The sequence below is a fragment of the Streptomyces sp. XH2 genome, from assembly GCF_049725035.1.
Taxonomy (GTDB): domain Bacteria; phylum Actinomycetota; class Actinomycetes; order Streptomycetales; family Streptomycetaceae; genus Streptomyces; species Streptomyces roseoverticillatus.
Genome location: NZ_JBMMMZ010000022.1, coordinates 65,327 through 87,108, shown reverse-complemented (window position 1 = coordinate 87,108; position 21,782 = coordinate 65,327). Strand labels below are relative to the sequence as shown.

Annotated in this window: 19 protein-coding genes; 3 read left to right on the top strand and 16 right to left on the bottom strand. The window is 73.9% G+C overall.

Annotated features, from left to right (window positions below):
• Positions 1 to 72 precede the first annotated feature (72 nt).
• The 8 genes from ACOTKD_RS35270 to infC all read right to left on the bottom strand — a co-directional run bounded on the left by ACOTKD_RS35270 (position 73) and on the right by infC (position 8,982).
• Complete coding sequence (locus ACOTKD_RS35270; protein WP_424893064.1) at positions 73 to 1,281, bottom strand: PP2C family protein-serine/threonine phosphatase; 1,209 nt, start codon at positions 1,279 to 1,281, stop codon at positions 73 to 75.
• A 267-nt stretch (positions 1,282 to 1,548) separates the two neighbouring features.
• Entirely contained in the window at positions 1,549 to 4,059 is a 2,511-nt protein-coding gene (gene pheT, locus ACOTKD_RS35265; RefSeq protein ID WP_424893063.1) for a phenylalanine--tRNA ligase subunit beta, read from the bottom strand.
• On the bottom strand, positions 4,059 to 5,189 hold the full coding sequence (pheS, locus tag ACOTKD_RS35260) for a phenylalanine--tRNA ligase subunit alpha (protein ID WP_424893062.1): 1,131 nt from the start codon (positions 5,187 to 5,189) through the stop codon (positions 4,059 to 4,061). The genes pheT and pheS overlap by 1 nt, the downstream gene beginning before the upstream one ends.
• 141 nt (positions 5,190 to 5,330) lie before the next feature.
• The gene (locus tag ACOTKD_RS35255) at positions 5,331 to 6,515 is read right to left on the bottom strand and encodes an ATP-binding protein (protein ID WP_424893061.1); all 1,185 of its coding nucleotides are present in this window, start codon (positions 6,513 to 6,515) and stop codon (positions 5,331 to 5,333) included.
• 37 nt (positions 6,516 to 6,552) lie between these two features.
• On the bottom strand, positions 6,553 to 7,386 hold the full coding sequence (locus ACOTKD_RS35250; protein ID WP_030369868.1) for a TrmH family RNA methyltransferase: 834 nt from the start codon (positions 7,384 to 7,386) through the stop codon (positions 6,553 to 6,555).
• A 135-nt stretch (positions 7,387 to 7,521) separates the two neighbouring features.
• Positions 7,522 to 7,908: a 50S ribosomal protein L20 gene (gene rplT / locus ACOTKD_RS35245; protein ID WP_030369869.1), complete on the bottom strand. Its 387-nt coding sequence runs from the start codon at positions 7,906 to 7,908 to the stop codon at positions 7,522 to 7,524.
• Positions 7,909 to 8,000: 92 nt separating this feature from the next.
• Entirely contained in the window at positions 8,001 to 8,195 is a 195-nt protein-coding gene (rpmI, locus tag ACOTKD_RS35240; RefSeq protein WP_030369870.1) for a 50S ribosomal protein L35, read from the bottom strand.
• A 127-nt stretch (positions 8,196 to 8,322) separates the two neighbouring features.
• On the bottom strand, positions 8,323 to 8,982 hold the full coding sequence (gene infC / locus ACOTKD_RS35235; protein WP_106675931.1) for a translation initiation factor IF-3: 660 nt from the start codon (positions 8,980 to 8,982) through the stop codon (positions 8,323 to 8,325).
• Positions 8,983 to 9,303: 321 nt separating this feature from the next.
• Between infC and ACOTKD_RS35230 the strand changes: the two genes are divergently transcribed.
• Positions 9,304 to 9,669, top strand: a complete 366-nt coding sequence (locus ACOTKD_RS35230; RefSeq protein ID WP_106675956.1) for a DUF1844 domain-containing protein — start codon at positions 9,304 to 9,306, stop codon at positions 9,667 to 9,669.
• Positions 9,670 to 9,700: 31 nt separating this feature from the next.
• Here ACOTKD_RS35230 and ACOTKD_RS35225 read toward each other — a convergent pair whose 3' ends face one another.
• From ACOTKD_RS35225 to ACOTKD_RS35210, 4 genes are all read right to left on the bottom strand, one after another.
• Positions 9,701 to 10,552 carry an MIP family channel protein gene (locus tag ACOTKD_RS35225; protein WP_424893084.1) on the bottom strand — a complete coding sequence of 284 codons (852 nt, stop codon included), beginning with the start codon at positions 10,550 to 10,552 and terminating at the stop codon, positions 9,701 to 9,703.
• Between the two features lie 159 nt (positions 10,553 to 10,711).
• Complete coding sequence (locus ACOTKD_RS35220; protein ID WP_424893060.1) at positions 10,712 to 11,452, bottom strand: SseB family protein; 741 nt, start codon at positions 11,450 to 11,452, stop codon at positions 10,712 to 10,714.
• Between the two features lie 695 nt (positions 11,453 to 12,147).
• Positions 12,148 to 13,374: a type VII secretion-associated serine protease mycosin gene (gene mycP, locus ACOTKD_RS35215; protein ID WP_424893059.1), complete on the bottom strand. Its 1,227-nt coding sequence runs from the start codon at positions 13,372 to 13,374 to the stop codon at positions 12,148 to 12,150.
• Positions 13,371 to 14,249 carry a hypothetical protein gene (locus ACOTKD_RS35210; RefSeq protein WP_424893058.1) on the bottom strand — a complete coding sequence of 293 codons (879 nt, stop codon included), beginning with the start codon at positions 14,247 to 14,249 and terminating at the stop codon, positions 13,371 to 13,373. Before ACOTKD_RS35210 ends, mycP begins: the two co-directional genes overlap by 4 nt.
• A 203-nt stretch (positions 14,250 to 14,452) precedes the next feature.
• On the opposite strand from ACOTKD_RS35210, the gene ACOTKD_RS35205 reads away from it, so the two are divergent.
• Positions 14,453 to 15,697 (top strand): alanine racemase, encoded by a 1,245-nt coding sequence (locus ACOTKD_RS35205; protein WP_424893057.1) that lies wholly within the window; start codon positions 14,453 to 14,455, stop codon positions 15,695 to 15,697.
• 34 nt (positions 15,698 to 15,731) lie between these two features.
• Here the strand turns inward: ACOTKD_RS35205 and ACOTKD_RS35200 are convergent, their stop codons facing one another.
• The 4 genes from ACOTKD_RS35200 to ACOTKD_RS35185 form a co-directional block, all read right to left on the bottom strand.
• Positions 15,732 to 17,000, bottom strand: coding sequence for a haloacid dehalogenase-like hydrolase (locus ACOTKD_RS35200; RefSeq protein ID WP_424893056.1), 1,269 nt, complete (start codon positions 16,998 to 17,000; stop codon positions 15,732 to 15,734).
• 131 nt (positions 17,001 to 17,131) lie between these two features.
• On the bottom strand, positions 17,132 to 17,917 hold the full coding sequence (locus tag ACOTKD_RS35195; RefSeq protein ID WP_302859731.1) for a 3-oxoacyl-ACP reductase: 786 nt from the start codon (positions 17,915 to 17,917) through the stop codon (positions 17,132 to 17,134).
• A 124-nt stretch (positions 17,918 to 18,041) separates the two neighbouring features.
• Entirely contained in the window at positions 18,042 to 19,418 is a 1,377-nt protein-coding gene (locus ACOTKD_RS35190) for an aldehyde dehydrogenase family protein (RefSeq protein WP_424893055.1), read from the bottom strand.
• Positions 19,419 to 19,575: 157 nt separating this feature from the next.
• On the bottom strand, positions 19,576 to 20,943 hold the full coding sequence (locus ACOTKD_RS35185) for a glutamine synthetase family protein (protein WP_424893054.1): 1,368 nt from the start codon (positions 20,941 to 20,943) through the stop codon (positions 19,576 to 19,578).
• 71 nt (positions 20,944 to 21,014) lie between these two features.
• Here ACOTKD_RS35185 and ACOTKD_RS35180 point away from each other — a divergent pair, with 71 nt between their 5' ends.
• On the top strand, positions 21,015 to 21,746 hold the full coding sequence (locus tag ACOTKD_RS35180) for a FadR/GntR family transcriptional regulator (RefSeq protein WP_424893053.1): 732 nt from the start codon (positions 21,015 to 21,017) through the stop codon (positions 21,744 to 21,746).
• Positions 21,747 to 21,782: the final 36 nt, after the last annotated feature.

Below are 21,782 nucleotides of genomic sequence, written 5' to 3'. Positions count from 1 at the left end.
CCCAGCGTAGTGGAGATCCCTTCGCACGGGGTGTGAACCAGCCGTGACGGAGCGTCAGTTCAACTGCGGGTCTCAGCGGCGGGGACGGCCCGAGCGGACCAGGCACGGGCGCGGCCCGTGCCTCGCGGCGCGGCGGCGGTCGTTGCTGAGCACCAGCAGCGCGATGTCGTCGGAGAGCCGGCCGCCGGTGTGCCGCAGCAGGGCGGCCTGGACGCGGTCGATGACCCGGGAGGGGACGATGGGCGCCCCGCCGGCGGCATCGCCGAGGACCCTGGCCAGCGGGAAGAAGGCTCCGGCCGCATCGCGCGCGTCCTCCGCGCCGTCCGTGTGGAGCACCAGGGCGTCCCCGGGCAGCAGCCGGGTCAGGCGGGCGACGGGCAGCTCGGGCGGCAGTGGGAAGAGGCCGAGGGGCGGCAGCGGGTCGCCCCGGCCCACGGAGGCGGCCCGGGCGCCGACGCCGTCGCCGTCACCGGCCGGGCAGGCGAGGCGGTACGGCCAGGGGTGGCCGCAGTTGAGCGCGGTGACCACGCCGTCGGGGCAGACCTCCAGGAGCAGGAGGGTCACGAACTCCTCGCCCAGCCAGCGCTCCGCTTCGCCCCCGGGCCCCGCCCTCCCTTCGGCGCGGGCCCGCTCGCACAGATGGCGCTGGAGGGCGCGGTCGAGGCGGCGGAGCACGTCCGCGAGGTCGGGCTCGTCGTGGGCGGCCTCGCGGAAGCTGCCGAGGACGGCGGCGACGGTGCTGATGGCGGTGAGGCCGTGGCCGCGGACGTCCCCCATGACGATGCGCACGCCGTAGGGCGTGGCCAGCGCCTCGTACAGATCGCCGCCGACCAGGGCGCCCTCGCTGACCGAGAGGTGGCCGCCGGCGACGGTGATCCCGTCGAGCCGGGGCGGCAGGGGGCGGAGCACCACGCTCTGGGCGGTGGCGGCGACCTCGCGGGCGCGCTCCAGCTCGCGCAGGAGCCGGCGGCGGCGCACGGTGACGGCGCACCCCGCGGCGGCGACGGCGACGATCGCGCAGCAGGTGCCGATGCGGATGCCGGCGTCCGCGCGCCCGGCCGACCCCAGGGGCACGAGGGCGAGGATCGCGCAGGCGCCCGCGGCGGTCACGCACTGGCGGCGGCCGGTACCCGCGCAGGCGATGGCGGGCGCGGCGGCGAGCAGCTGCACGGCCTGGCCGCGGGGGCACAGCAGCTCCCACACGACCACTCCCAGTACCCACAGCCCGGGGAGAGCGAAGACCACCCCCCGCCGCCAGCGCACCGCTCTTGTCCGGATCATGCCGTTGGCCCCCCTAGCAGCAATGACGCCCTCGATTCTCGCGAGTGTTCAGCGCTAAGTAACGACCCGGACCCCCGTTTCCACCCTATGGAGTGATATTCGGACACTCCTGACCGCGGAACCGCGCGAGGGGCGCACCCGGTTCACCCGGGTGCGCCCCTCGTTCCGGCTGCTTTTCCGCGGTCTCCCGCGGCTTCGCTCAGTCTCCGCCGACTGTTTTCGGCCGCCGCGCCGACGCTCGGCGGCCGTCACGCGGCGTCACCGGCCTCAGGCGCCTCGCAGCACCGCGCCCGTGCGCTCGACGGCCGCGGCGACGGCGGCGTCGCGCGCGGCGGACGCCTCCTCCGCGGTCAGCGTGCGGTCGGCCGCGCGGAAGCGCAGCGCGTAGGCGAGGGACTTCTTGCCCGCGCCGAGCTGCTCGCCGGTGAAGACGTCGAACAGGCGCAGCGACTCCAGCAGCTCGCCCGCGCCGGACCGCAGCGCGGCCTCGACGTCGGCGGCCGCGACGGAGGCGTCCACGACGAGCGCGACGTCCTGCGTGGCCACCGGGAAGGAGGACACGTGCGGGGCCGAGACGGCACCGGTGCCCGCCTGCTCCAGGACATCGAGGTCGATCTCCATGGCGCAGGTGCGCTCCGGCAGGCCGAAGGCCTTGATGACGCGCGGGTGCAGCTCACCGGCGGAGCCGGCGAACACCTCGGCGCCGTCGACCACGGCGTGGAACGCGGCGCAGCGGCCCGGGTGGAACGGCGCGCGCTGGTCCTGGCGGACGATCAGCCCGGCGCCGGCCTCGCGGGCGACGGTGCGGCCGGCCTCGACGGCGTCGGCCCAGCCGGCCGGACGGCCCTTGCCCCAGTAGCCGGCGAGCTCGCGGGCCCCGGCGAGGACGACGGCGGCACGGCGCGGCTGCACGGGCAGCGCGGCGTTCAGGCCGGCGATCTCCTCGTCGGTGGGACGGCGGTCGACGGGCAGCCGGACCGGGGTGATCTCCTCGCCCGTGGGCAGGAAGACGAGGCCGGTCTCGAAGAGGGCCAGGTCGTGCTCACCGCGGCTGTCGTTGCGGCGCAGGGCCGCGAACAGGCCCGGCAGCAGCGTGGTGCGCAGCGCCGGCTCGGCCTCGGAGAGCGGGTTGACCAGGCGCACCGTGGTGCGGCGCGCGTCGTCGGCCTCCAGGCCCAGGTGGTCGAGCGCCCAGTCCCCGATGAAGGGGTAGTTGAGCACCTCGACGTAGCCCGCGCCGGCCAGCGCCCGGCCGGCGCGGCGGTGCAGCCGCTGCCGGTGGGTCAGGCCGCGGCCGGCGGGCGGCGCCGGCAGGGTGGCGGGCAGGTTCTCGTAGCCCTCGAGCCGGATGACCTCTTCGGCGAGGTCGTTCGGGTCGGTGAGGTCGGGGCGCCAGCTCGGCACGGTGACGATCAGCTCGTCCTGCCCGTAGACGTCGCAGCCGACCTCCTGGAGGTGACGGACGACGGTCTCCCGGCCGTACTCGACACCGGCGACGCGGTCCGGGTGGTCGGCGCGGATCGCGATGGTGCGCGGCCCGCTGGGAGCGGCGTACTCGGTGACGCCGGCCTCGGCGGTGCCGCCCGCGAGCAGCACCAGCAGGTCCACGGTGCGCTGGGCCGCCGCGGAGGCCGCCTGCGGGTCGACGCCGCGCTCGAAGCGCTTGGCCGCCTCGGAGGGCAGCTTGTGGCGGCGGACAGCGCGCGCGATGGCGGTGGGGTCGAAGTGCGCCGCCTCGATGACGACCTCGGTGGTGCCCTGGGCGGCCCCGTGGTCGGCGATCTCGGTCTCGGCGCCGCCCATGACGCCCGCGAGCCCGATCGGGCCGCGGTTGTCGGTGATGACCAGGTCCTCGGCGTCCAGGACGCGCTTGGTGCCGTCGAGAGTGGTCAGCTTCTCGCCGCGCTCGGCGCGGCGGACGCCGATCGGGCCGTCGAGGCGCGAGCGGTCGTAGGCGTGCAGCGGCTGGCCGAGCTCCAGCATCACGTAGTTGGTGATGTCGACGGTCAGCGAGATCGGGCGCATGCCGGCCTTCTGCAGGCGGCGCTGCAGCCAGATCGGGGAGCGGGCCTCGGGGTCGAGACCGGTGACCGTGCGGGCCGTGAAGCGGTCGCAGCCGGCCGGGTCGGCGATCTGGACGGGGTGGCCGAAGCTGTTGGGCGCGGGCACGTCCAGCAGGGCCGGGTCGCGCAGCGGCAGGCCGTAGGCGGTGGCGGCCTCACGGGCGATGCCGCGCATCGACAGGCAGTAGCCGCGGTCCGGGGTGACGGCGATGTCCAGGACCTCGTCGACGAGCTGGAGCAGCTCGATGGCGTCGGTGCCGGGCTCGTACTCCTGCGGGAGCACGATGATGCCGTGCGTGCCGTCGTCGCCCATGCCCAGCTCCTCGCCGGAGCAGATCATGCCGTGCGAGACCTTGCCGTAGGTCTTGCGGGCGGCGATGGCGAAGTCACCGGGCAGGACGGCGCCGGGCAGCACGACGACGACCTTGTCGCCGACGGAGAAGTTGCGGGCGCCGCAGACGATCTCCTGCGGCGCACCGGTGCCGTTGGCCGTGCCGACGTCGACGGTGCAGAAGCGGATCGGCTTGCGGAAGCCCTCCAGCTCCTCGATGGTGAGGACCTGGCCGACGACCAGGGGGCCCTTCAGGCCGGCGCCGAGGCTCTCGACGCGCTCGACCTCCAGGCCCGCGGCGATCAGCTTGGCCTGCACGTCGCGACCGGTCTCACCGGCCGGCAGGTCGACGTATTCCCGCAGCCAGGAAAGCGGGGCGCGCATCAGATCTCCATCCCGAACGGCCGGGTGAAGCGCACGTCACCTTCGACCATGTCTCGCATGTCCTCGACGTTGTGGCGGAACATCAGCAGTCGCTCGATGCCGAACCCGAAGGCGAAGCCGCTGTACTTCTCCGGGTCGATGCCCGCGGCGGTCAGCACGCGGGGGTTGACCATGCCGCAGCCGCCCAGCTCGATCCAGCCCTCGCTGGAGCAGGTGCGGCAGGGGCGGTCGGGGTTGCCGGCCGACTCGCCGCGGCAGACATAGCACTGCATGTCCAGCTCGGCGGAGGGCTCGGTGAAGGGGAAGTAGTTGGGGCGCAGGCGCGTGGTCAGGCCCTCGCCGAACAGCGAGCGCACCATGTGCTCGATGGTGCCCTTGAGGTCGGCCATGGTCAGGCCCTCGTCGATGGCGAGGAGCTCGACCTGGGTGAATACCGGCGTGTGCGTCGCGTCCAGCTCGTCCATGCGGTAGACGCGGCCGGGGCAGATCACGTAGACGGGCGGCTCGCGGTCGAGCATCGTGCGGACCTGCACCGGGGAGGTGTGGGTGCGCAGCACGACGCCGGACTCGGCCTCCTTGGCCTTCTTGCCCGGGGCCTGGACGAAGAGGGTGTCCTGCATGGCGCGGGCCGGGTGGTCCTGCGCGATGTTCAGGGCGTCGAAGTTGAACCACTCCGCCTCGACCTCGGGGCCCTCGGCGACCTCGTAGCCCATGGCCACGAAGACGTCCTCGATGCGCTCGCAGAGCGTGGTGATCGGGTGGCGGGCGCCGGCCGGGGTGCGGTCGTACGGCAGGGTGACGTCCACCGCCTCCTCGACCAGCACGCGGGCGTCGCGCTCCGCCTCCAGCTCGGCCTGGCGGGCGGCGAAGGCCTTGTTCACGGCACCGCGGGCCATGCCCATGCGCTTGCCGGCCTCGGCCTTGGCGTGCGGCGGCAGGGCGCCGATCTCGCGGTTGGCGAGGGCGAGGGGCGAGCGGTCACCGGCGTGCGCGGCCTTGACCTCGCGCAAGGCGTCGAGGTCGGCGGCCGCGGCGACGGCGGCGAGCGCCTCGTCCCGCATGCGCTCGATCTCTTCCGGTTTCAGTGCCTCGACCTCGACAGGGTCATACGACTTATTGGGTGCGGACATCTCTTCCCGTGCTTCCGGTTCTGGATGGCTTCGCTTCGCTGCGCGGCTTTGCCCGACGGATGGGTGCCAAGGTCGTGCCAAAGGTGCCAAAGGTCGAGTCTAAGGGGCGCATGGGGGTCGGTGGGCCCGCGGGCCGCCCGCTCAGGCCTGTGAGAGAAAGGCCGGGGCGCCCACGGGCAACGTAAATCGGAACCGGGCGCCGCCGCAGGCGGCCCGCTCGACGGTGATCGTCCCGCCGTGGGCCTCGACGATGCCCTTGACGATGTACAGGCCCAGGCCGGTGCCGCCGCGCTTGCTGCCCCGCCAGAAGCGGGTGAAGACGCGGCCCATCGACTCCTCCGGGATGCCGGGCCCCTCATCGCTCACCGTGACCGCCGTGCCTTCCGTGCCCTCCGGCCGTGCCTTCAGCAGCGCCGGCGCCACCTCTATCGTGACGCGTCCCTCGCCGTGGCGCACCGCGTTTTCCAGGAGGTTGCCGAGGACCTGGTCGACCTTGTCGGGATCGGCCCAGAGGGCGGGCAGGGGGGCGGCGACCTTGACCTCGAAGCGGTCGGGGCGGTGGCCCGCCGTGGTGTACGCCTGGACGTGGCGGCGGACGGCCGCGACGATGTCGACCGGCTGGCGGCGCAGCTCCAGGCGGCCGGAGTCGATCCGGGAGATGTCGAGCAGCTCGGCGATCAGCCGGGTGACGCGGTCGGCGTCGGCGTCGACGGTCTCCAGCATCAGCCGCTTCTGGTCGTCGGTGAACCGCTCCCACTTGGCCAGGAGCGTGGCGGTGAAGCCCTTGACGGAGGTGAGCGGCGAGCGCAGCTCGTGGGCGACGGTGGCGATGAGCTCGGCGTGGCTGCGCTCGGTGCGGCGGCGGGCGTCGGTGCCGCGCAGCTGGACGACGAGGCGGCGCAGGGGCCCGGCGGGCCGCTCGCGTACGTAGCGCGCGGAGACGAGGACCTCGCGGCCGCCGGGGAGGAGCAGATTCCGCTCGGGCTGGCCCACCCGGGTGGCCGGGCCGCCGTACGGGTCGGTGAGCGGCCACCAGCGGCGGCCGTCCAGGTCCTCCAGGGGGAGGGCGCTCTCCAGGGGGCGGCCGATCGCCTCGTCGGGCCGGACCGCGGTGATCCGGGCCGCGGCGGCGTTGAAGCAGGTGACGCGGCCGTCCGCATCGGCGACGACGAGGCCGTCGGGGAGCTCGTCGGGGTGCGGGCCGAGGCCCTCGGGCCCCTGGGCGGGCGCTCCCCGGGAGCCGTCCTGGCCGTGGGATCCGTGCGGCGCGGGGTCCGCCGCCGGAGCGGCATCGGCCACGCCCCCGGAAGTCCTGACGTTCGTCATCCGCACCCCCTCCCGATCCCCCCGGGGGGCAACCCTACTAGCTGAAGGTCACGGAGCGGCACCCTCCGGGTGCACGCTGCGCACGGGCGGAGGCGTAGAGGCACACGGCGGCGGCCGTCGCGAGGTTCAGACTCTCGGCCTTGCCGTGGATGGGGACGCGCACCACGGCGTCGGCGAGCGCACGGGTCTCCTCCGGCAGGCCCCACGCCTCGTTGCCGAAGACCCAGGCGGTGGGCCCGCCCATGGTGCCCCGGTCCAGCTCGGCGTCCAGGTCGCGGTCGCCCGCGCCGTCGGCGGCGAGGATGCGGGCGCCGACGCCCTGCAGGCCGCTCACGACCTGCTCGACGGGGACGCCCACGGCGACCGGCAGGTGGAAGAGCGAGCCCACGGAGGCCCGTACGGCCTTGGGGTTGTAGAGGTCCACGGAGGCGTCGGTGAGCACGACGGCGTCCGCGCCGGCGGCGTCGGCGCAGCGCAGGACGGTGCCGGCGTTGCCGGGGTCGCGCACGTGGGCGAGGACGGCGACCAGGCGGGGCCGGCCGGCCAGGATCTCCTCGAAGGGCGTGTCCAGGAAGCGGCAGAGGCCGACGATGCCCTGCGGGGTGACGGTGTCGGACATCTCGGCGATGACCTCGTCCGTCGCGGTCAGGACGGGCACCCCGGCGGCGCGGGCGGCGTCGACGATGTCGGCGTGGCGCCCGGCGGCGTCCGGCGTCACGTACACCTCGACGAGGTGGCCTATGGCCTCGCGGACGGACTGCGGCCCCTCGGCGATGAAGCGGCGTTCCTTGGCGCGGAAGCTGCGCTTGGCAAGACGGCGGGCCGCGATGACACGGGGCGATCGCAGGGAGGTCAGCTCGGGGGCCGCCATGGGCTCACTTTCGGTTGCTGGTGTGCGCGGTGCGGTGCCGGGCCGGCACCGGGAGGGGTTCCTGGGGCCGGACGCGAGCGGACCCGCAGGCCGTGGGGCCTGCGGGTCCGGTCAGCAACAGCCTCGGGGTGCCGGTCAGGCAGCGGCCTTCGGGGCGTTGACGTCGGCCGGCAGGGCCTTCTGGGCGACCTCGACGAGCGCGGCGAACGCGTTCATGTCGTTGACGGCCAGGTCGGCGAGGATCTTGCGGTCCACCTCGATGTTGGCGGCCTTCAGACCCTGGATCAGGCGGTTGTACGTCATGCCGTTCTGGCGGGCAGCGGCGTTGATGCGCTGGATCCACAGCTGACGGAAGTCGCCCTTGCGCTTCTTGCGGTCGTTGTAGTTGTAGACCAGGGAGTGGGTGACCTGCTCCTTGGCCTTGCGGTACAGGCGCGACCGCTGGCCGCGGTAACCGCTGGCCGCCTCGAGGATCGCCCGGCGCTTCTTGTGCGCGTTGACTGCGCGCTTGACGCGTGCCACTTGTTAACTCCTTGTAGCGGGGCCGTGGTGGATTCTCACACGACCCGAAATCGATTGGGTCCCGGTGTGGACGTGCGGCCGAAGCCGGAACGTCACTTGCCGAGAAGCTTCTTGATCTTCTTGGCGTCGGCCGGGGCCATCTCGGCGTTGCCGGTGAGGCGACGCGTCAGGCGGGACGACTTGTGCTCGAGCAGGTGGCGCTTGCCGGCGCGCTCGCGCAGGACCTTGCCGGAGCCGGTGACCTTGAAGCGCTTCTTGGCACCGCTGTGCGTCTTGTTCTTCGGCATAGCGCCGTTCTCTCCTCGTCGGTGGCACTCCCCCGGCCGGATCAGGGCGTACGGGAGTGTCATCTGTTTCGGTTGGTGTCCGGGGCGGATGCCCCGGGGGTCATCCGGGGCGCGGGGCGCCCCCGGATCACGCCTCTGCGGGCTCCTCGGCGGCGTCCGCGGACGAGGCGCCGGAGCGCTCCGCCTTGCGGGCGGCCTGCGCCTCGCGGGCTTCGGCCATCGCCTCGGTCTTCTTCTTGTGCGGACCGAGGACCATGATCATGTTGCGGCCGTCCTGCTTCGGGTTCGACTCGACGAAACCGAGGTCCTGGACGTCTTCCGCGAGGCGCTGCAGCAGTCGGTAGCCGAGCTCCGGCCGGGACTGCTCGCGACCACGGAACATGATCGTGATCTTGACCTTGTCGCCCTGCTTGAGGAACCGGACGACGTGACCCTTCTTGGTGTCATAGTCGTGCGGGTCGATCTTCGGCCGGAGCTTCATCTCCTTGATGACCGTGTGCGCCTGGTTCTTGCGCGCCTCACGGGCCTTCATGGCCGACTCGTACTTGAACTTCCCGTAGTCCATGAGCTTGCAGACCGGCGGACGGGCGTTCGCCGCCACCTCGACGAGGTCGAGGTCGTACTCCTGCGCAAGCTCCAGTGCCTTGGCAAGCGGCACGATGCCGACCTGCTCGCCACTGGGACCGACAAGTCGCACCTCGGGGACTCGAATCCGGTCGTTGATGCGGGGCTCGGCGCTGATGGATCCTCCTCGGTAGCACCACGCGGCGGCCTGGCGGGCGGCCACGTAACGTCTTTTCGTAAGACCAACCGCGCCGGTGCAACAAAAATGCCCCGACGGGACACAGGCGGGGCTCCATGAAACCGGAACACCGCCACGGCATGCCGCGGGGCGCATCGGGCAGCTCCATCGTCCGTACGGAACGATGGGCGCCGCCTGACCGGAGACCTGCCGGCCTGTGGCCGGGCGAGGTGGGAGAACGGAGCTCCACTTGTGGGCCGGGCACATGAGTGTCCAGCCGGTCGTGTGCACAACCCTAGCAGTGATGCCAGGAGGTGCGCCAACCCGCGGCGAACCGATTCCTCACCGGCACGTATCGTGTCCGCCATGAGCGACGACGCGACCCCCACCGGCGAGAAGCCGGACTTCGACACCATGACCCGTGACATCGCGGACGTTCCCGCGGTCGAGGTGATCACCACGGTCGCGGTGCACCTGATGAGCTCGGCGGCGGTCAACCTCGGCCTCGCCGAGGAGGGCGAGCAGCACAAGGACCTCGACGAGGCCCGCAAGCTGATCACAGCGCTCGCCGGGCTCGTGACCGCCAGTGCCACCGAGATCAGCAACTTCCACGCCGGACCGCTGCGCGACGGGCTGAAGTCCCTCCAGCTCGCCTTCCGCGAGGCGTCCGTCGTGCAGGACGAGCCGGGCCAGGGGCCCGGCGAGAAGTTCACGGGCCCCGTCTTCGGCTGAGCCCCCCTCCCCGGGAGCTGTGGCGCCCCGGTCAGGCCAGGCCCGACGGACCCGCCTGATCGGGGCGCTCCCCGCCCTCCCCGCCCTCGTCCCCGTCGCCGCGGTCCTCCCGCGGCCCGGGGCGCTCCTCCGTCGGGTGCGCGGCCGTCGTCGGCCCCTTCGGGTAGTGCGGCAGCGCCAGGTCGTCCGCGAGGTTCGCCGGGCTGAACGGCGGATGCGTGACCCGGTGAGCGCAGGCCGCCAGGCCGCCGCCGATCAGCGGCGCGACGATGAACAGCCACAGCTGGGACAGTGCGCCCCCGCCCGCGAACAGCGCCGGGCCCAGGCTCCGCGCCGGGTTGACCGAGGTCCCCGTCAGCGGGATGCCCACCAGGTGGATCACCGCCAGGGCCAGGCCGATGGGCAGCCCGTCGAAACCCACCAGTGCGATCTTGTGGGTCACCGCGAGCACGACGAAGACCAGCAGGAAGGTCAGGACGACCTCCGCGAGGAACGCGCCGCCCGTGTTCAGGTGCACCGCCGAGCGCTTGCCCCAGCCGTTGCTGCCGAACGCGCCGTCCGTCCTCAGCCCCGGCACCTGCTTGGCCAGCAGGAACAGCAGCGCCGCGCCCACGATGCCGCCGAGCAGCTGCGCCACCCAGTACTCGATCGCCGTGCGCAGCGCGATCCGGCCCTCCATCAGCATGCCGAGCGTCACCGCCGGATTGACGTGGCAGCCCGACACCGGACCCAGCGCGTAGCAGAGGGCCAGCAGGACGAAGCCGAAGGCCAGGGCGATGCCGAGGACTCCGATGTAGTCGGCCGCGAGGACCGCGGAGCCGACGGCGAAGAAGACCAGCAGCAGAGTGCCGAGGAACTCGGCGGCGACGGTTCTCGTCTCCACGGAGTCGAGACTTGCGGCCCCCAGCTTCACGTCCATGGCGTCCTCCAGGGATCTCGTCGTGGACCTCTTCGCATTGTCGGTCGATCCACGGCGGGGCGCCTGTCGGCCTGCGGCCGGCTCGCGGGCCTGCGGGCCTGCGGGTGAAGACTCGGAGGCGGCTCAGCGGGTGAAGAGGGGCTCCCCCGGGACGGAGGCGCCGGCCGGCAGCAGGGCCAGGTCGAGGCCGCGCACGAGGCGGGCCCGCAGGACCTCGTCCGAGGCCAGCGCCTCGGCGACGCGCTGCACCGTGCCGGAGACCTCGGCGTCGCCGGCCAGGGCCAGCGCCAGCGTGCCGTCCGCCTCCCGCGACGGGGCCAGGTGGGCGCGGAGCACCGCCGGCTCGGCGGTGAGGACCGCGCGGAGCGCCTCCGCCACGGCCGGGTCGGTGAGCGGGTCGGTGCTCGCGCGACCCTCCGCGAGGGCCAGCAGGGCGGGGCCCGTCAGCTGGTACGGCACGGGGCCCGCCATGTCCAGGACGATCGTGTCGGCCTTCTCGTGCGCGGCCGCCTGCAGGGCCTGGTGCAGGGGGACGGCCACGGGGCGGGCATCGGCGCGCCAGCGCGCCAGCGACTCCGTCGAGGTGAAGGCGGGGAGCGCCTTGCGGCCGTCCGGGGCCTGCAGCGTCGGCACGGCCATGTCGCTGGTCTTCTCGCGCTTCAGCCCGTCCGGGCCCGTCTCGACCTCGCCGAGCACGGCCACGACGGGCACGAGCAGCCGGGTGCCGCGGAGCGCGGCGAGTACGCGGGCCTCGGCGCCGCGGTCCCGCTCCGCGGACCACGCCGCGAGCGCGGCGGTCAGCTCCGCATCGGCGGAACCGTCGTCGTCGGAGAACCCGGGATCAGGAATATTCTTCAGCGCCACCCGAAGAGTCTATGGTCCGCGCCTGACCTCCCTCTTACGGGGCGCCCCTGCCCTTGACTCCGGCACCGCCGGACCACGCCGCGGGGGCTGAGCACCGCCGCGGCGGAAGGAAGGGACCGGCGCTCCCTTCGCCCTCCTCGCCGGAGCCACCCCTGAATCCGCCGCCGCGGCGCGCAACCACCACGGTGGAACCCGGCGGTACCGAACCGGCCTCAGGCGAGGACCATCCGGCACCGCCGGACCACGCCGCGGGGGCTGAGCGCCACTGCGGCGGAAGGAGAGTCCCGGGGCCCCAAGCCCCCGCATCCGCCGCCACAGCGCACAACCACCACGGTGGAACCCGGCGGTACCGAACCGGCCTCAGGCGAGGACCATCCGGCACCGCCGGACCACGCCGCGGGGGCGGAGCGCCACTGCGGCGGAAGGAGAGTCCCGGGGCCCCCAGCCCCCGCATCCGCCGCCACAGCGCACAGCCACAGACGTGGAAGCCGGCGGAACCGAACCGGCCTCAGGCGAGGGCCCTCCGGCGCCGCCGGGCCGCGCCGCGATAGCTGAGCGCCGCCGCAGCGGAAGGAGGGTCCCGGGGCCCCAGCCCCCGCATCCGGCGCCACCGGACCACGCCGCGATGGCTGAGCGCCGCCGCGGCGGAAGGGCAAGCGCGGGCCCAGGCCGGCGAGAGACGGTGCCGGGCCGACTCAGGCCGTGCGGCGGCGGCCCCTCCACAGCGTCGCTGCCGTGGCCAGGAGGAGTACGCCCAGGGCGCCCGCGGCCGGGGCCGTGTAGTCCGGGGCGTCCCGGGGCCCGGGGGGCCGGCCGGCGGGGCCGGAGGTGCCGAAGTACGGGCTGCTGTACTCGCGCGAGGCCCGGGGCCTCAGCGCCTCCGGGGTCAGGTCCCCGCCGCGGGCGATGGCCGCGGCGGGGTCCACCACGCCCGCCCCCAGCGCGTCGCTGCGCCCGCCGGGCGGCGCGTCGCGGGCGGTGTCGACGAGGAGCCGGCGGATCTGGGCGGGGCTCAGGCCCGGGTGCGCGGAGCGGACGAGCGCGACCGCGCCGGAGACGAAGGCCGCCGCGGCGCTCGTCCCCCAGCCCTCGTAGTAGTGCCGGTCGGGGTCGGCGATGACGACGTCGACGCCGGGCGCGCTGACGGCCGCGTACCACCGGCGCGTGGAGAACGCGGCCCGGCTGCCGTAGCGGTCGACGGCGGTCACGGCGATGACGCCGGGGTAGGCGGCGGGGTAGGAGACGTGGTCGCCCTGTTCGCCGCCGTTGCCGGCGGAGGCGACGACGACGGCGCCCTTGCCGAGGGCGTACTGGACGGCGGCGTCCTCCTGGGGCTCGGGGTGGGCGGTGTCGCTGTCGTCGCCGAGGGAGAGGTTGATGACCTGGGCGCCGTGGTCGGCGGCCCAGCGGATGCCGTCGGCGAGGGCGTTGCCGCGTCCGCTGCGGGCCTTGGCCCGGGAGGGGTCGCCGTCCTCGAGGATCACCCGTACGGGGAGGATCTTCGCTTCGGGGGCGACGCCGACCACGCCGTCCGTGCCGTCCGCCCCGTGCCCCCGCCCGGCGATGATGCCGGCCATGGCGGTGCCGTGCCGGGCCCAGGCGCGGTCGCCGGGCCCGGCGCCGAAGCCGATGAGGTCCTTGCCGGGGAGGACCTGCCCGACGAGGTCGGGGTGGCCGTCGTCGACGCCGGTGTCGAGGACGGCGACGGTGATGCCGGCGCCCTTGGTGGTCTGCCAGGCCTCTTCGGCGTGGAGGGCGTCGAGCGCCCATTCCTGGACGCGTATGGAGTCGGCGTGCGCGGTCCCGGCGGCGGGCAGCACGGCGAGCGCGGCGGCGAGGACGGCCGTGAGCAGGGGCGCGGGACGCCGGGCGCCGGGCGCGGCCGGGCGGTGCCCGCGCCTGCGGGGCGGGGTGGCGGTCACCGGGAGCCCTCCTGGGCGGTCGTCTGCCGTACGGCCTCCCGGAGGCCGCTCTCGACGCGCCCGGCGAGGGCGGCGGCCTCGTGGCCGAGTCCGGCCTGCGCGGGGACGGTGGTGGCGCCGGGGCGGGTGGCGAGGGCGGCGGGCTGCGGGGGCGTGCCGGTGCGGCCGTCGGCGAAGCCGGTGACGGCGTAGACGACGGCGGGGGCGTCGGTGAGGACGCTGACGGCCCAGCTGGCGCGCTGGGCGTCGCCGAAGTGCTCGGCGACGGTGCCGCGCGGCGCGTACGGGCGGGGCATCAGATCGGTGCGCTCGTCGAGCCGTTCGTCGGCGAACCGCCGGCGCAGGTCGCGCATGCCCTGGCTGCCGGTGGCGGTGACGAGCAGTCCGACGGTGGTGACGGCGGTGGACGTGGCGTCGGTGTAGGTGGCGCGGAGCAGCCGTGTGCAGCCGGCGGGGGCGAGGGCCTTCTCCAGGAGCGGGTCGAAGGCTTCTTCGCAGCCGCTGTCGGGGGCGACGCCGATCCGGGTCCAGACCCGCTCGGCGCCGCCGGGCCCGGCGGCGTCGGCGCGCAGGACGGGCGGGAAGAGGTCGTCGACGGGGACGGTGCGCCAGAGCGTGCCGCCGCGGGCGAAGTCGCGTTCGGCCGCGGTCCCGCCGTCGGCGCGGTCCGCGAGCCAACTCCCGGCGAGGGCGCCCCCGATGAGCCCGAGGCCGAGGACGAGGCAGACGGCGGCGGACAGCGTACGGGCCCCGGCGCGGCGGACGACGGCCGGGGGCGGCACCGGCGGGAGGGGCGGCGGCGGGGGCGGGAAGCAGGCGGCGGCCGGGAGGGGACGGACGGGCAGTGCGGGAGCGCGGTCCGCCTCGGTGCTCACCCTGCGCTCCCCCTCGTGAGCTGGCTTCCCCGTACCCGCGCCCGGTCCCCGTTCGGGACAGGCCGGTTCGTATCCGGACATCACGCCGCGGGGCGTGCGGCCCGCGGTGTGGGCGCCACTCTACGGGGCGGGCGGCGGGCGCTGCCATCTCGCCCGTGCCGGGCCCCTGTCCACTGCCGGGCGGCTCTGGCAAGCTGCGCCCCATGCGTCTTCCCGCCGCACGTCCTGCCGCGCGTTCCGTCGCACATCCCGCCGTGCACGCGAGTGCCGAGCGGACCCGTCTGGACCGGGCGACCGCTTCCTGCGACGCGCCGCTGGCCGTGGTCGACCTGGAGGCCTTCGACGCCAACGCCGCCGACCTGGTGCGCAGGGCGCAGGGGAAGCCGGTGCGGGTGGCGAGCAAGTCGGTGCGCTGCCGGGCGCTGTTGGAGCGGGTGCTGGCGCGGGACGGCTTCACGGGTGTGATGAGCTTCTCGCTGGCCGAGTCCCTGTGGCTGGCGCGTTCGGGCGTGGAGGACGTGCTGCTGGCGTATCCGACGGCCGACCGGGCGGGCCTGGCGGAGCTGACGGCCGATCCGAAGCTGGCCCGGGCGGTGACGGTGACCGTGGACGACCCCGCCCAGCTGGCGCTGATCGACGCGGCCCGGACGGGGCGTGAGGAAGTACGGGTGTGCCTGGAGTTGGACACCTCGCTGCGGCTGCTGGGCGGCCGGCTGCGGCTCGGGGCGCTGCGCTCGCCGCTGCGCGATCCGGAGCGGCTGGCGGACCTGGCGCGGTCGGTCGTGCGCAGGCCGGGTTTCCGGCTGGTGGGCCTGCTGGCCTACGAGGCGCATGTGGCGGGTGTGGGTGATGCGGTGGAGGGACGGCCGCTGTACTCGCGCTCGGTGCGGCTGATGCAGGCCGCGGCGCGCCGGGAGCTGGCGGTGCGCCGGGCGGAGGCCGTACGTGCCGTGCGGGAGGTGGCGGAGCTCGCTTTCGTCAACGGCGGTGGCACGGGGAGCGTGCAGCACACGGCCGCGGAGGAGGCGGTGACGGAGATCGCCGCGGGGTCGGGGCTGTTCGTGCCGCGGCTGTTCGACCACTACCGGTCGTTCCGCGGCCGCCCGGCGGCGCTGTTCGCGCTGCCGGTGGTGCGGCGGCCGGGGGTGGGCGTGGTGACCGTCCTGGGCGGCGGGTACCCCGCGTCGGGGGCGGCCGGTTCCGACCGGCTTCCGCAGCCGTACCTTCCGGCGGGCCTGCGGCTGGACGCGCGGGAGGGGGCGGGCGAGGTGCAGACGCCGCTGCTCGGCGGGCCCGCGGACGACCTGCTGATCGGGGACAAGGTGTGGTTCCGGCACGCGAAGGCGGGGGAGCTGTGCGAGCGGTTCTCCGCGCTGCGGCTGATCGACGGCGACCGCATCGTGGATACGGTCGCCACCTATCGAGGCGAGGGACAGACGTTTCTGTGACGGTGATCTGTGACGGTGAGTCGTCAGGCCTTCGTCAGAACGCCTTGTCGGCCTGGTCCGGGATGACCGAGCCGTCGGCGCGGCGGACCGGCGTCTTCGAGCCGTCCTCCGCGGTCGCGCCCGTCGTCGAGCACGGGTACGTGCCGGACTTGCGCGGCATCGGGTCGATGAACATCGGGTTGGCCACCCAGCGGCCGTCCGCGTCGTCGTAGGCCCGGCACATCAGCTCGGACTTGTTGCGGTTGATGGCCACGTGCGCACCGGTGGCGTCGTTCACGAACGTCACGTCGGTGTCGGCGTCGCCCGCGCCGAGGGCGATGCGGTGCCTGAAGTCCTGCTGCTGCCAGGCCTTCGCGCCCTTGATCTTGAAGATCTCCTGGTTGATCATGCAGCGCTTGCCGTCCATGTACGGCAGGGCGTCGCCGCGGCCGGTCTCGACGCCGCCGCAGCCCTTGATGGCGGTGGTGAGACGGCCGTGCTTGGTGATGCTGCGGATGCCGATGGTGTGCTTGGCGTCCAGGCCCACGCCGCTCGACCAGGCCTCGGCGATCGGCTCGGAGGAGGCGGAGACGATGTAGACGTCGAAACCGGCCGCCTTGAGCGTGCGGATGAGGTCCTTCTGCTGGTCGTAGTAGCGGACGTAGCCGGCGAGCGTGTGCGTGCCGACGGTCTGCTTCGCGCCCACGGGCGCCGCGAGCTGCTCGGCGCGCGCCTGCTTGGCGAAGGAGGTCAGGGCGACGGGCGTGTGACCGGCGAACAGCTGGGGGATCCAGGCGTAGGCGGGCACGGTGCGGCGGTGGTTCCAGTCGCCCGCGAAGGCGTCCTCGCCGGCCATGGTCTTCGACTTCTCGCGGATCTCGAAGATCTCGTCGGCGCAGGCGGTGTTCTTCGAGGTGGGCAGCGGGCGACCGGGGCGCACGACGGTGCCGCAGGCCTTGGCGAGGGCCTTGTCGGCGGCCGGGGTGAGCCAGGCGCTGGTGTCCTTCCAGCTCTTCGGCTGCAGGATCTTGTCGTGCTTGAGGGCCCAGGCGAGGGTGGCGTCGGTGATGTCGTTCTTGACGACGGTGTTGTCCCAGTCGAAGGCGGCGACGGGGCGGGGGCCGCCGTTGCCGGAGCAGGTGCCGCGCTCGTCGATCATCTTCTGGAGCCGGGCGCGGTTGTCGCCGGCCCACGGGAGCTTCTTGTCGAGCTGGGGACAGTTGCGGCGGGGCGCGTCGTGGACGGGGGCCGCGGTGGCGGGTATCGCGGTGGCGAGGGCCGCGGCGGCAGCGAGGCCGGCGACGATGGCGGACTTGGTGCGCATGTGCTCTCTTTGCGGTGGTGCGTGCGGGTGGCAGGCAACCCCCCGGCGCCTTGCCGGCACCGGGGGATCCACGGCGGGCCCGGCCGCGGGGTCTGCACCCGCGGGCCGGTCCGGCCATTTGATCATGGACCCTACAGCGGGGTCACGTACGCGCCCGCGATGCCACCGTCGACGAGGAACTCGGCGGCGTTGACGAAGGACGAGTCGTCGCTGGCGAGGAAGGCGACGGCGGCGGCGATCTCCTCGGGCTCGGCGAACCGGCCGACGGGCACGTGCACGAGGCGGCGCGCGGCCCGCTCGGGGTCCTTGGCGAAGAGCTCCTTGAGCAGGGGCGTGTTCACCGGCCCCGGGCACAGGGCGTTGACGCGGATGCCCTCGCGGGCGAACTGCACGCCGAGCTCGCGGGACATCGCCAGGACGCCGCCCTTGGAGGCGGTGTAGCTGATCTGCGAGGTCGCGGCGCCCATGACGGCGACGAACGAGGCGGTGTTGATGATCGAGCCCTTGCCCTGGCGCTGCATGTAGGGCAGGGCGGCCTTGCAGCAGAGGTAGACGGAGGTGAGGTTGACCTCCTGGACGCGCTTCCAGGCGTCGAGGCCGGTGGTGAGGATCGAGTCGTCGTCGGGCGGGGAGATGCCGGCGTTGTTGAAGGCGACGTCGACGGAGCCGTAGGTGTCGTAGGCGGTCTTGAAGAGCGCCTCGACCTCCTCCGGGCTGGTGACGTCGACCTTGACGAAGAGCCCGCCGGTCTCGGCGGCCGCGGCCTTGCCGGCGGTCTCGTCGATGTCGGCGCAGACGACGCGGGCGCCCTCGGAGGCGAGGCGGCGGGCGGTGGCCAGGCCGATGCCGCTGCCGGCTCCGGTCACGACGGCGGTGCGGCCCTCCAGCCGGCGGCAGACGAAGGTGTGGTCGCTCAACGCAATGGCCTTTCTGTGGCTACGGGTACGGCTGTGGCCGTGGTGACACGAACGGGTCGGATCGGCCGGGGAGTGGCCGGAGGACGGGCGGCAGTCGCCCGCCCCGCGGCCCCCCCCCGGGTCGTCACGGGCTCTCGGTGAGGGGATCGGCGGCGATGAAGACGTTCTTGGTCTCCGTGAACGCGGCCAGCGCGTCCGGGCCCAGTTCGCGGCCGAGGCCGGACTGCCCGAAGCCGCCGAACGGCGTCCAGTAGCGGACGCTGCTGTGGGAGTTGACGGAGAGGTTGCCGGCGGCGACGGCCCGGGAGACGCGTACGGCGCGGGAGACGTCGCGCGTCCACAGCGAGCCGGAGAGGCCGTAGGCGGTGGCGTTGGCGATCCGCACCGCCTCCGCCTCGTCCTCGAAGGGGATGACGACGGCGACCGGGCCGAAGACCTCCTCGACCGCGGCACGGTCCTCCGGCCGGCCCTCCAGGACGGTCGCCGGGTACCAGAAGCCCTTGCCCGCGGGCGCCTCGCCGCGGATGGCGGCGGGGGCGGACTCGGGGACGTAGGACCGTACGCGCTCGCGGTGCGCGGCCGAGATCAGCGGCCCCATCTGCGTGGCGGGATCCGCCGGGTCGCCGACGGTGAAGGACTTCACGGCCGGCTCCAGCAGCTCCATGAAGCGGTCGTACACGGAGCGCTGGACGAGGATGCGGCTGCGGGCGCAGCAGTCCTGGCCGGTGTTGTCGAGGAAGGAGCCGGGGGCGGCCGCGGCGGCCCGCTCGACGTCGGCGTCGGCGAAGACGATGTTGGGGCTCTTTCCGCCGAGTTCGAGGGTCACGCGCTTCACGCCCGCCGCGCACTTGGCCATGATCTGCTTGCCGACGGCGGTGGAGCCGGTGAAGACGACCTTGGCGACGCCGGGGTGTTCCACGAGGGCGTCGCCGGCGACGGGCCCGGCGCCGGGCAGGACCTGGAAGAGGCCCTCGGGAAGCCCCGCCTCCAGCGCCAGCTCCGCCAGGCGCAGGGCGGTCAGCGGGGTGGTCTCGGCCGGCTTGAGGAGCACGGCGTTGCCCGCGGCCAGGGCCGGGGCGACGCCCCAGGCGGCGATGGGCATCGGGAAGTTCCACGGGGCGATGACGGCGACGACGCCGAGCGGCTCGTGGAAGGTGACGTTCAGGCCGCCCGCGACGGGGATCTGCGCGCCGGTGAGCCGCTCCACTCCCCCGGCCGCGTATTCCAGCAGGTCGCGGGCGTTGCCGGCCTCCCAGCGGGCGTTGCCGACGGGGTGGCCGGCCTCGCGGACCTCCAGCTGGGCGAGCTCCTCCAGGTGCGTGTCGACCACGTCGGCGAAGCGGCGGAGGTGGCGGGCGCGGTCGCCGGGAGCGAGGGCGGACCAGCCGCGCTGGGCTTCGGCGGCGCGGCGGACTGCTGCGTCGACGTCCTGCGGCGTCGCCGCGGGGATGGTGGCGACGAGTTCCTCGGTCGCGGGGTTGAGTACGTGTAGCTCCTGCAAGGCGTCTCCTGTGGTTCGCTGCGCCGCGTTTCGTGTCCGGCTGCACGCCGGTGGTCGCGGGGGGGGGGGGGGGGGGGGGCCCGGGGGCGCCCGGCCCCCCCCCCCCCCCGCAGGCGTTCCGCCCGGGCGGAACGCCTGCCCGCAACGCGCGGGCGTGTTACATCCGCTCGAAGGAGCGGAACCGCTCCCAGTCCGTGACGGCCGTGTCGTAGGCCTCCTGCTCGACGCGCGCCATGTGCAGGTAGTGCTCGACGACTTCGTCGCCGAAGGCCTCCCGCGCTATCGGGCTGGCCTCCCACAGGGCGGCGGCCTCGCGCAGGGTGGCGGGGACGTGCTGCGCGTCGCCCGCATAGGCGTTGCCGGTACAGACCTCGGGCAGCTCCAGTTCCTGCTCGACGCCGTACAGGCCGGCGGCCACCATGCCCGCGACGGCGAGGTAGGGGTTCACGTCCCCGCCCGGCAGGCGGTTCTCGAAGCGGTGGGAGTGGCCGTGGCCGATGACGCGCAGGGCGCAGGTGCGGTTGTCGGGGCCCCAGGCGACGGCGGTGGGGGCGAAGGAGCCGGGCCGGAAGCGCTTGTACGAGTTGATGTTGGGCGCGTAGAGGAGGGTGAAGTCGCGCAGCGCCGCGAGCTGTCCGGCGAGGAAGTGCCGCATCGTCGTCGACATGCCGTACGGGCCCTCGTCGTCGGCGAGGACGGGCCGCCCGGCCTCGTCGCGCAGCGAGAGGTGGATGTGGCAGGAGTTGCCCTCGCGCTCGTCGTACTTGGCCATGAAGGTGAGCGCCATGCCCTCCTGGGCGGCGATCTCCTTCGCGCCGGTCTTGTAGACGGCGTGCTGGTCGCAGGTGGTGAGCGCCTCGTCGTAGCGGAAGGCGATCTCGTGCTGGCCGAGGTTGCACTCGCCCTTCGCGGACTCCACGGTCATCCCGGCGGCGCCCATCTCGTTGCGGATGCGGCGCAGGAGGGGTTCGACGCGGCCGGTGCCGAGGACGGAGTAGTCGCAGTTGTACTGGTTGGCCGGGGTCATGCCGCGGTAGCCGCGGTTCCAGGCCTCCTCGTAGGTGTCCTTGAAGACGATGAACTCCAGCTCGGTGCCCGCGTACGCGCTCCAGCCGCGCTCGGCCAGCCGGTCGAGCTGGCGGCGCAGGATCTGCCGGGGCGAGGCGAGGACGGGCGAGCCGTCGTGCCAGGCGAGGTCGGCGGTGAGGAGGGCCGTGCCGGGGTTCCAGGGGGTGCGGCGCAGGGTGGAGAGGTCGCCGCGCATGGCGAAGTCGCCGTAGCCGCGTTCCCAGGACGACATGGCGTAGCCGTCGACGGTGTTGAGGTCGACGTCCACGGCGAGGAGGTAGTTGCAGCCCTCGGTGCCGTGGTCGAGGACGTCGTCGAGGAAGAACCGGGCGGCGAACCGCTTCCCCTGGAGTCGTCCCTGCATGTCGGTGAAGGCGAGGACGACGGTGTCGATCTCCCCGGTGTCGACCAGCCTGCGCAGCTCCTCGACGGCGAGCGGGGGCGTGGGGTCTGCCACGGTGATGCCTCCTGTCGGTGCGACCGGAGGTCTTAAGGTAGGGCTGTAGACCATTAAAGGGAAGAGGTCAGATGAACGATCATGCGGCGGACCGGACGGACCGGCTGGCGCCGGTGCTGCGGCCGGTCCGCGCGGGCAACGGCTTCGAGGAAGCGCTGGAGCAGATACTGCAGATCATGCGACTGGGCCTGGTGGCCGCGGGGGAACGGCTGCCCGCCGAGCGCGAGTTGGCCGACCGGCTGCACGTGAGCCGGGTGACGCTGCGCGAGGTGCTGAAGGTCCTGCAGGACCAGGGGCTGGTCGAGAGCCGGCGCGGCCGCTACGGCGGCACGTTCGTGCTGGCGCGGCCCGCCACCGCGGGCGAGGACGAACTGCGGCGCCGGGTCGCCCGCGTGGACGTCGAGGACACGCTGCGCTTCCGCGAGGTGCTGGAGGTGGGCGCGGCCGGGCTGTGCGCCGCGCACGGGCTGCCCGAGGGCGGTGCCGAGCGGCTGCGGGCCGCGCTGGCCGCCACGCACGACGCGCCGCTGGCCGGATATCGCCGCGCGGACACGCTGTTCCACCTGACGCTGGCCGAGCTGTCGGGATCCCCGTCGCTGGCCGAGCGGTACGCCGCGGTCCGGGCGACGGTCAACGACCTGCTGGACTGCATTCCGCTGCTGGTCCGGAACCTGGAGCACTCGCAGCAGCAGCACACCGCGCTCGTGGAGGCGGTCCTCGACGGCGACGCGGAAGGGGCGCGCGAGGTGATGCGCGAGCACTGCTGCGGGACGGCGGCGCTGCTGCGGGGCTTCCTGGCGTAACCCGGAAGGGCCTCTCTCGTAACCGGTCTTTTACGC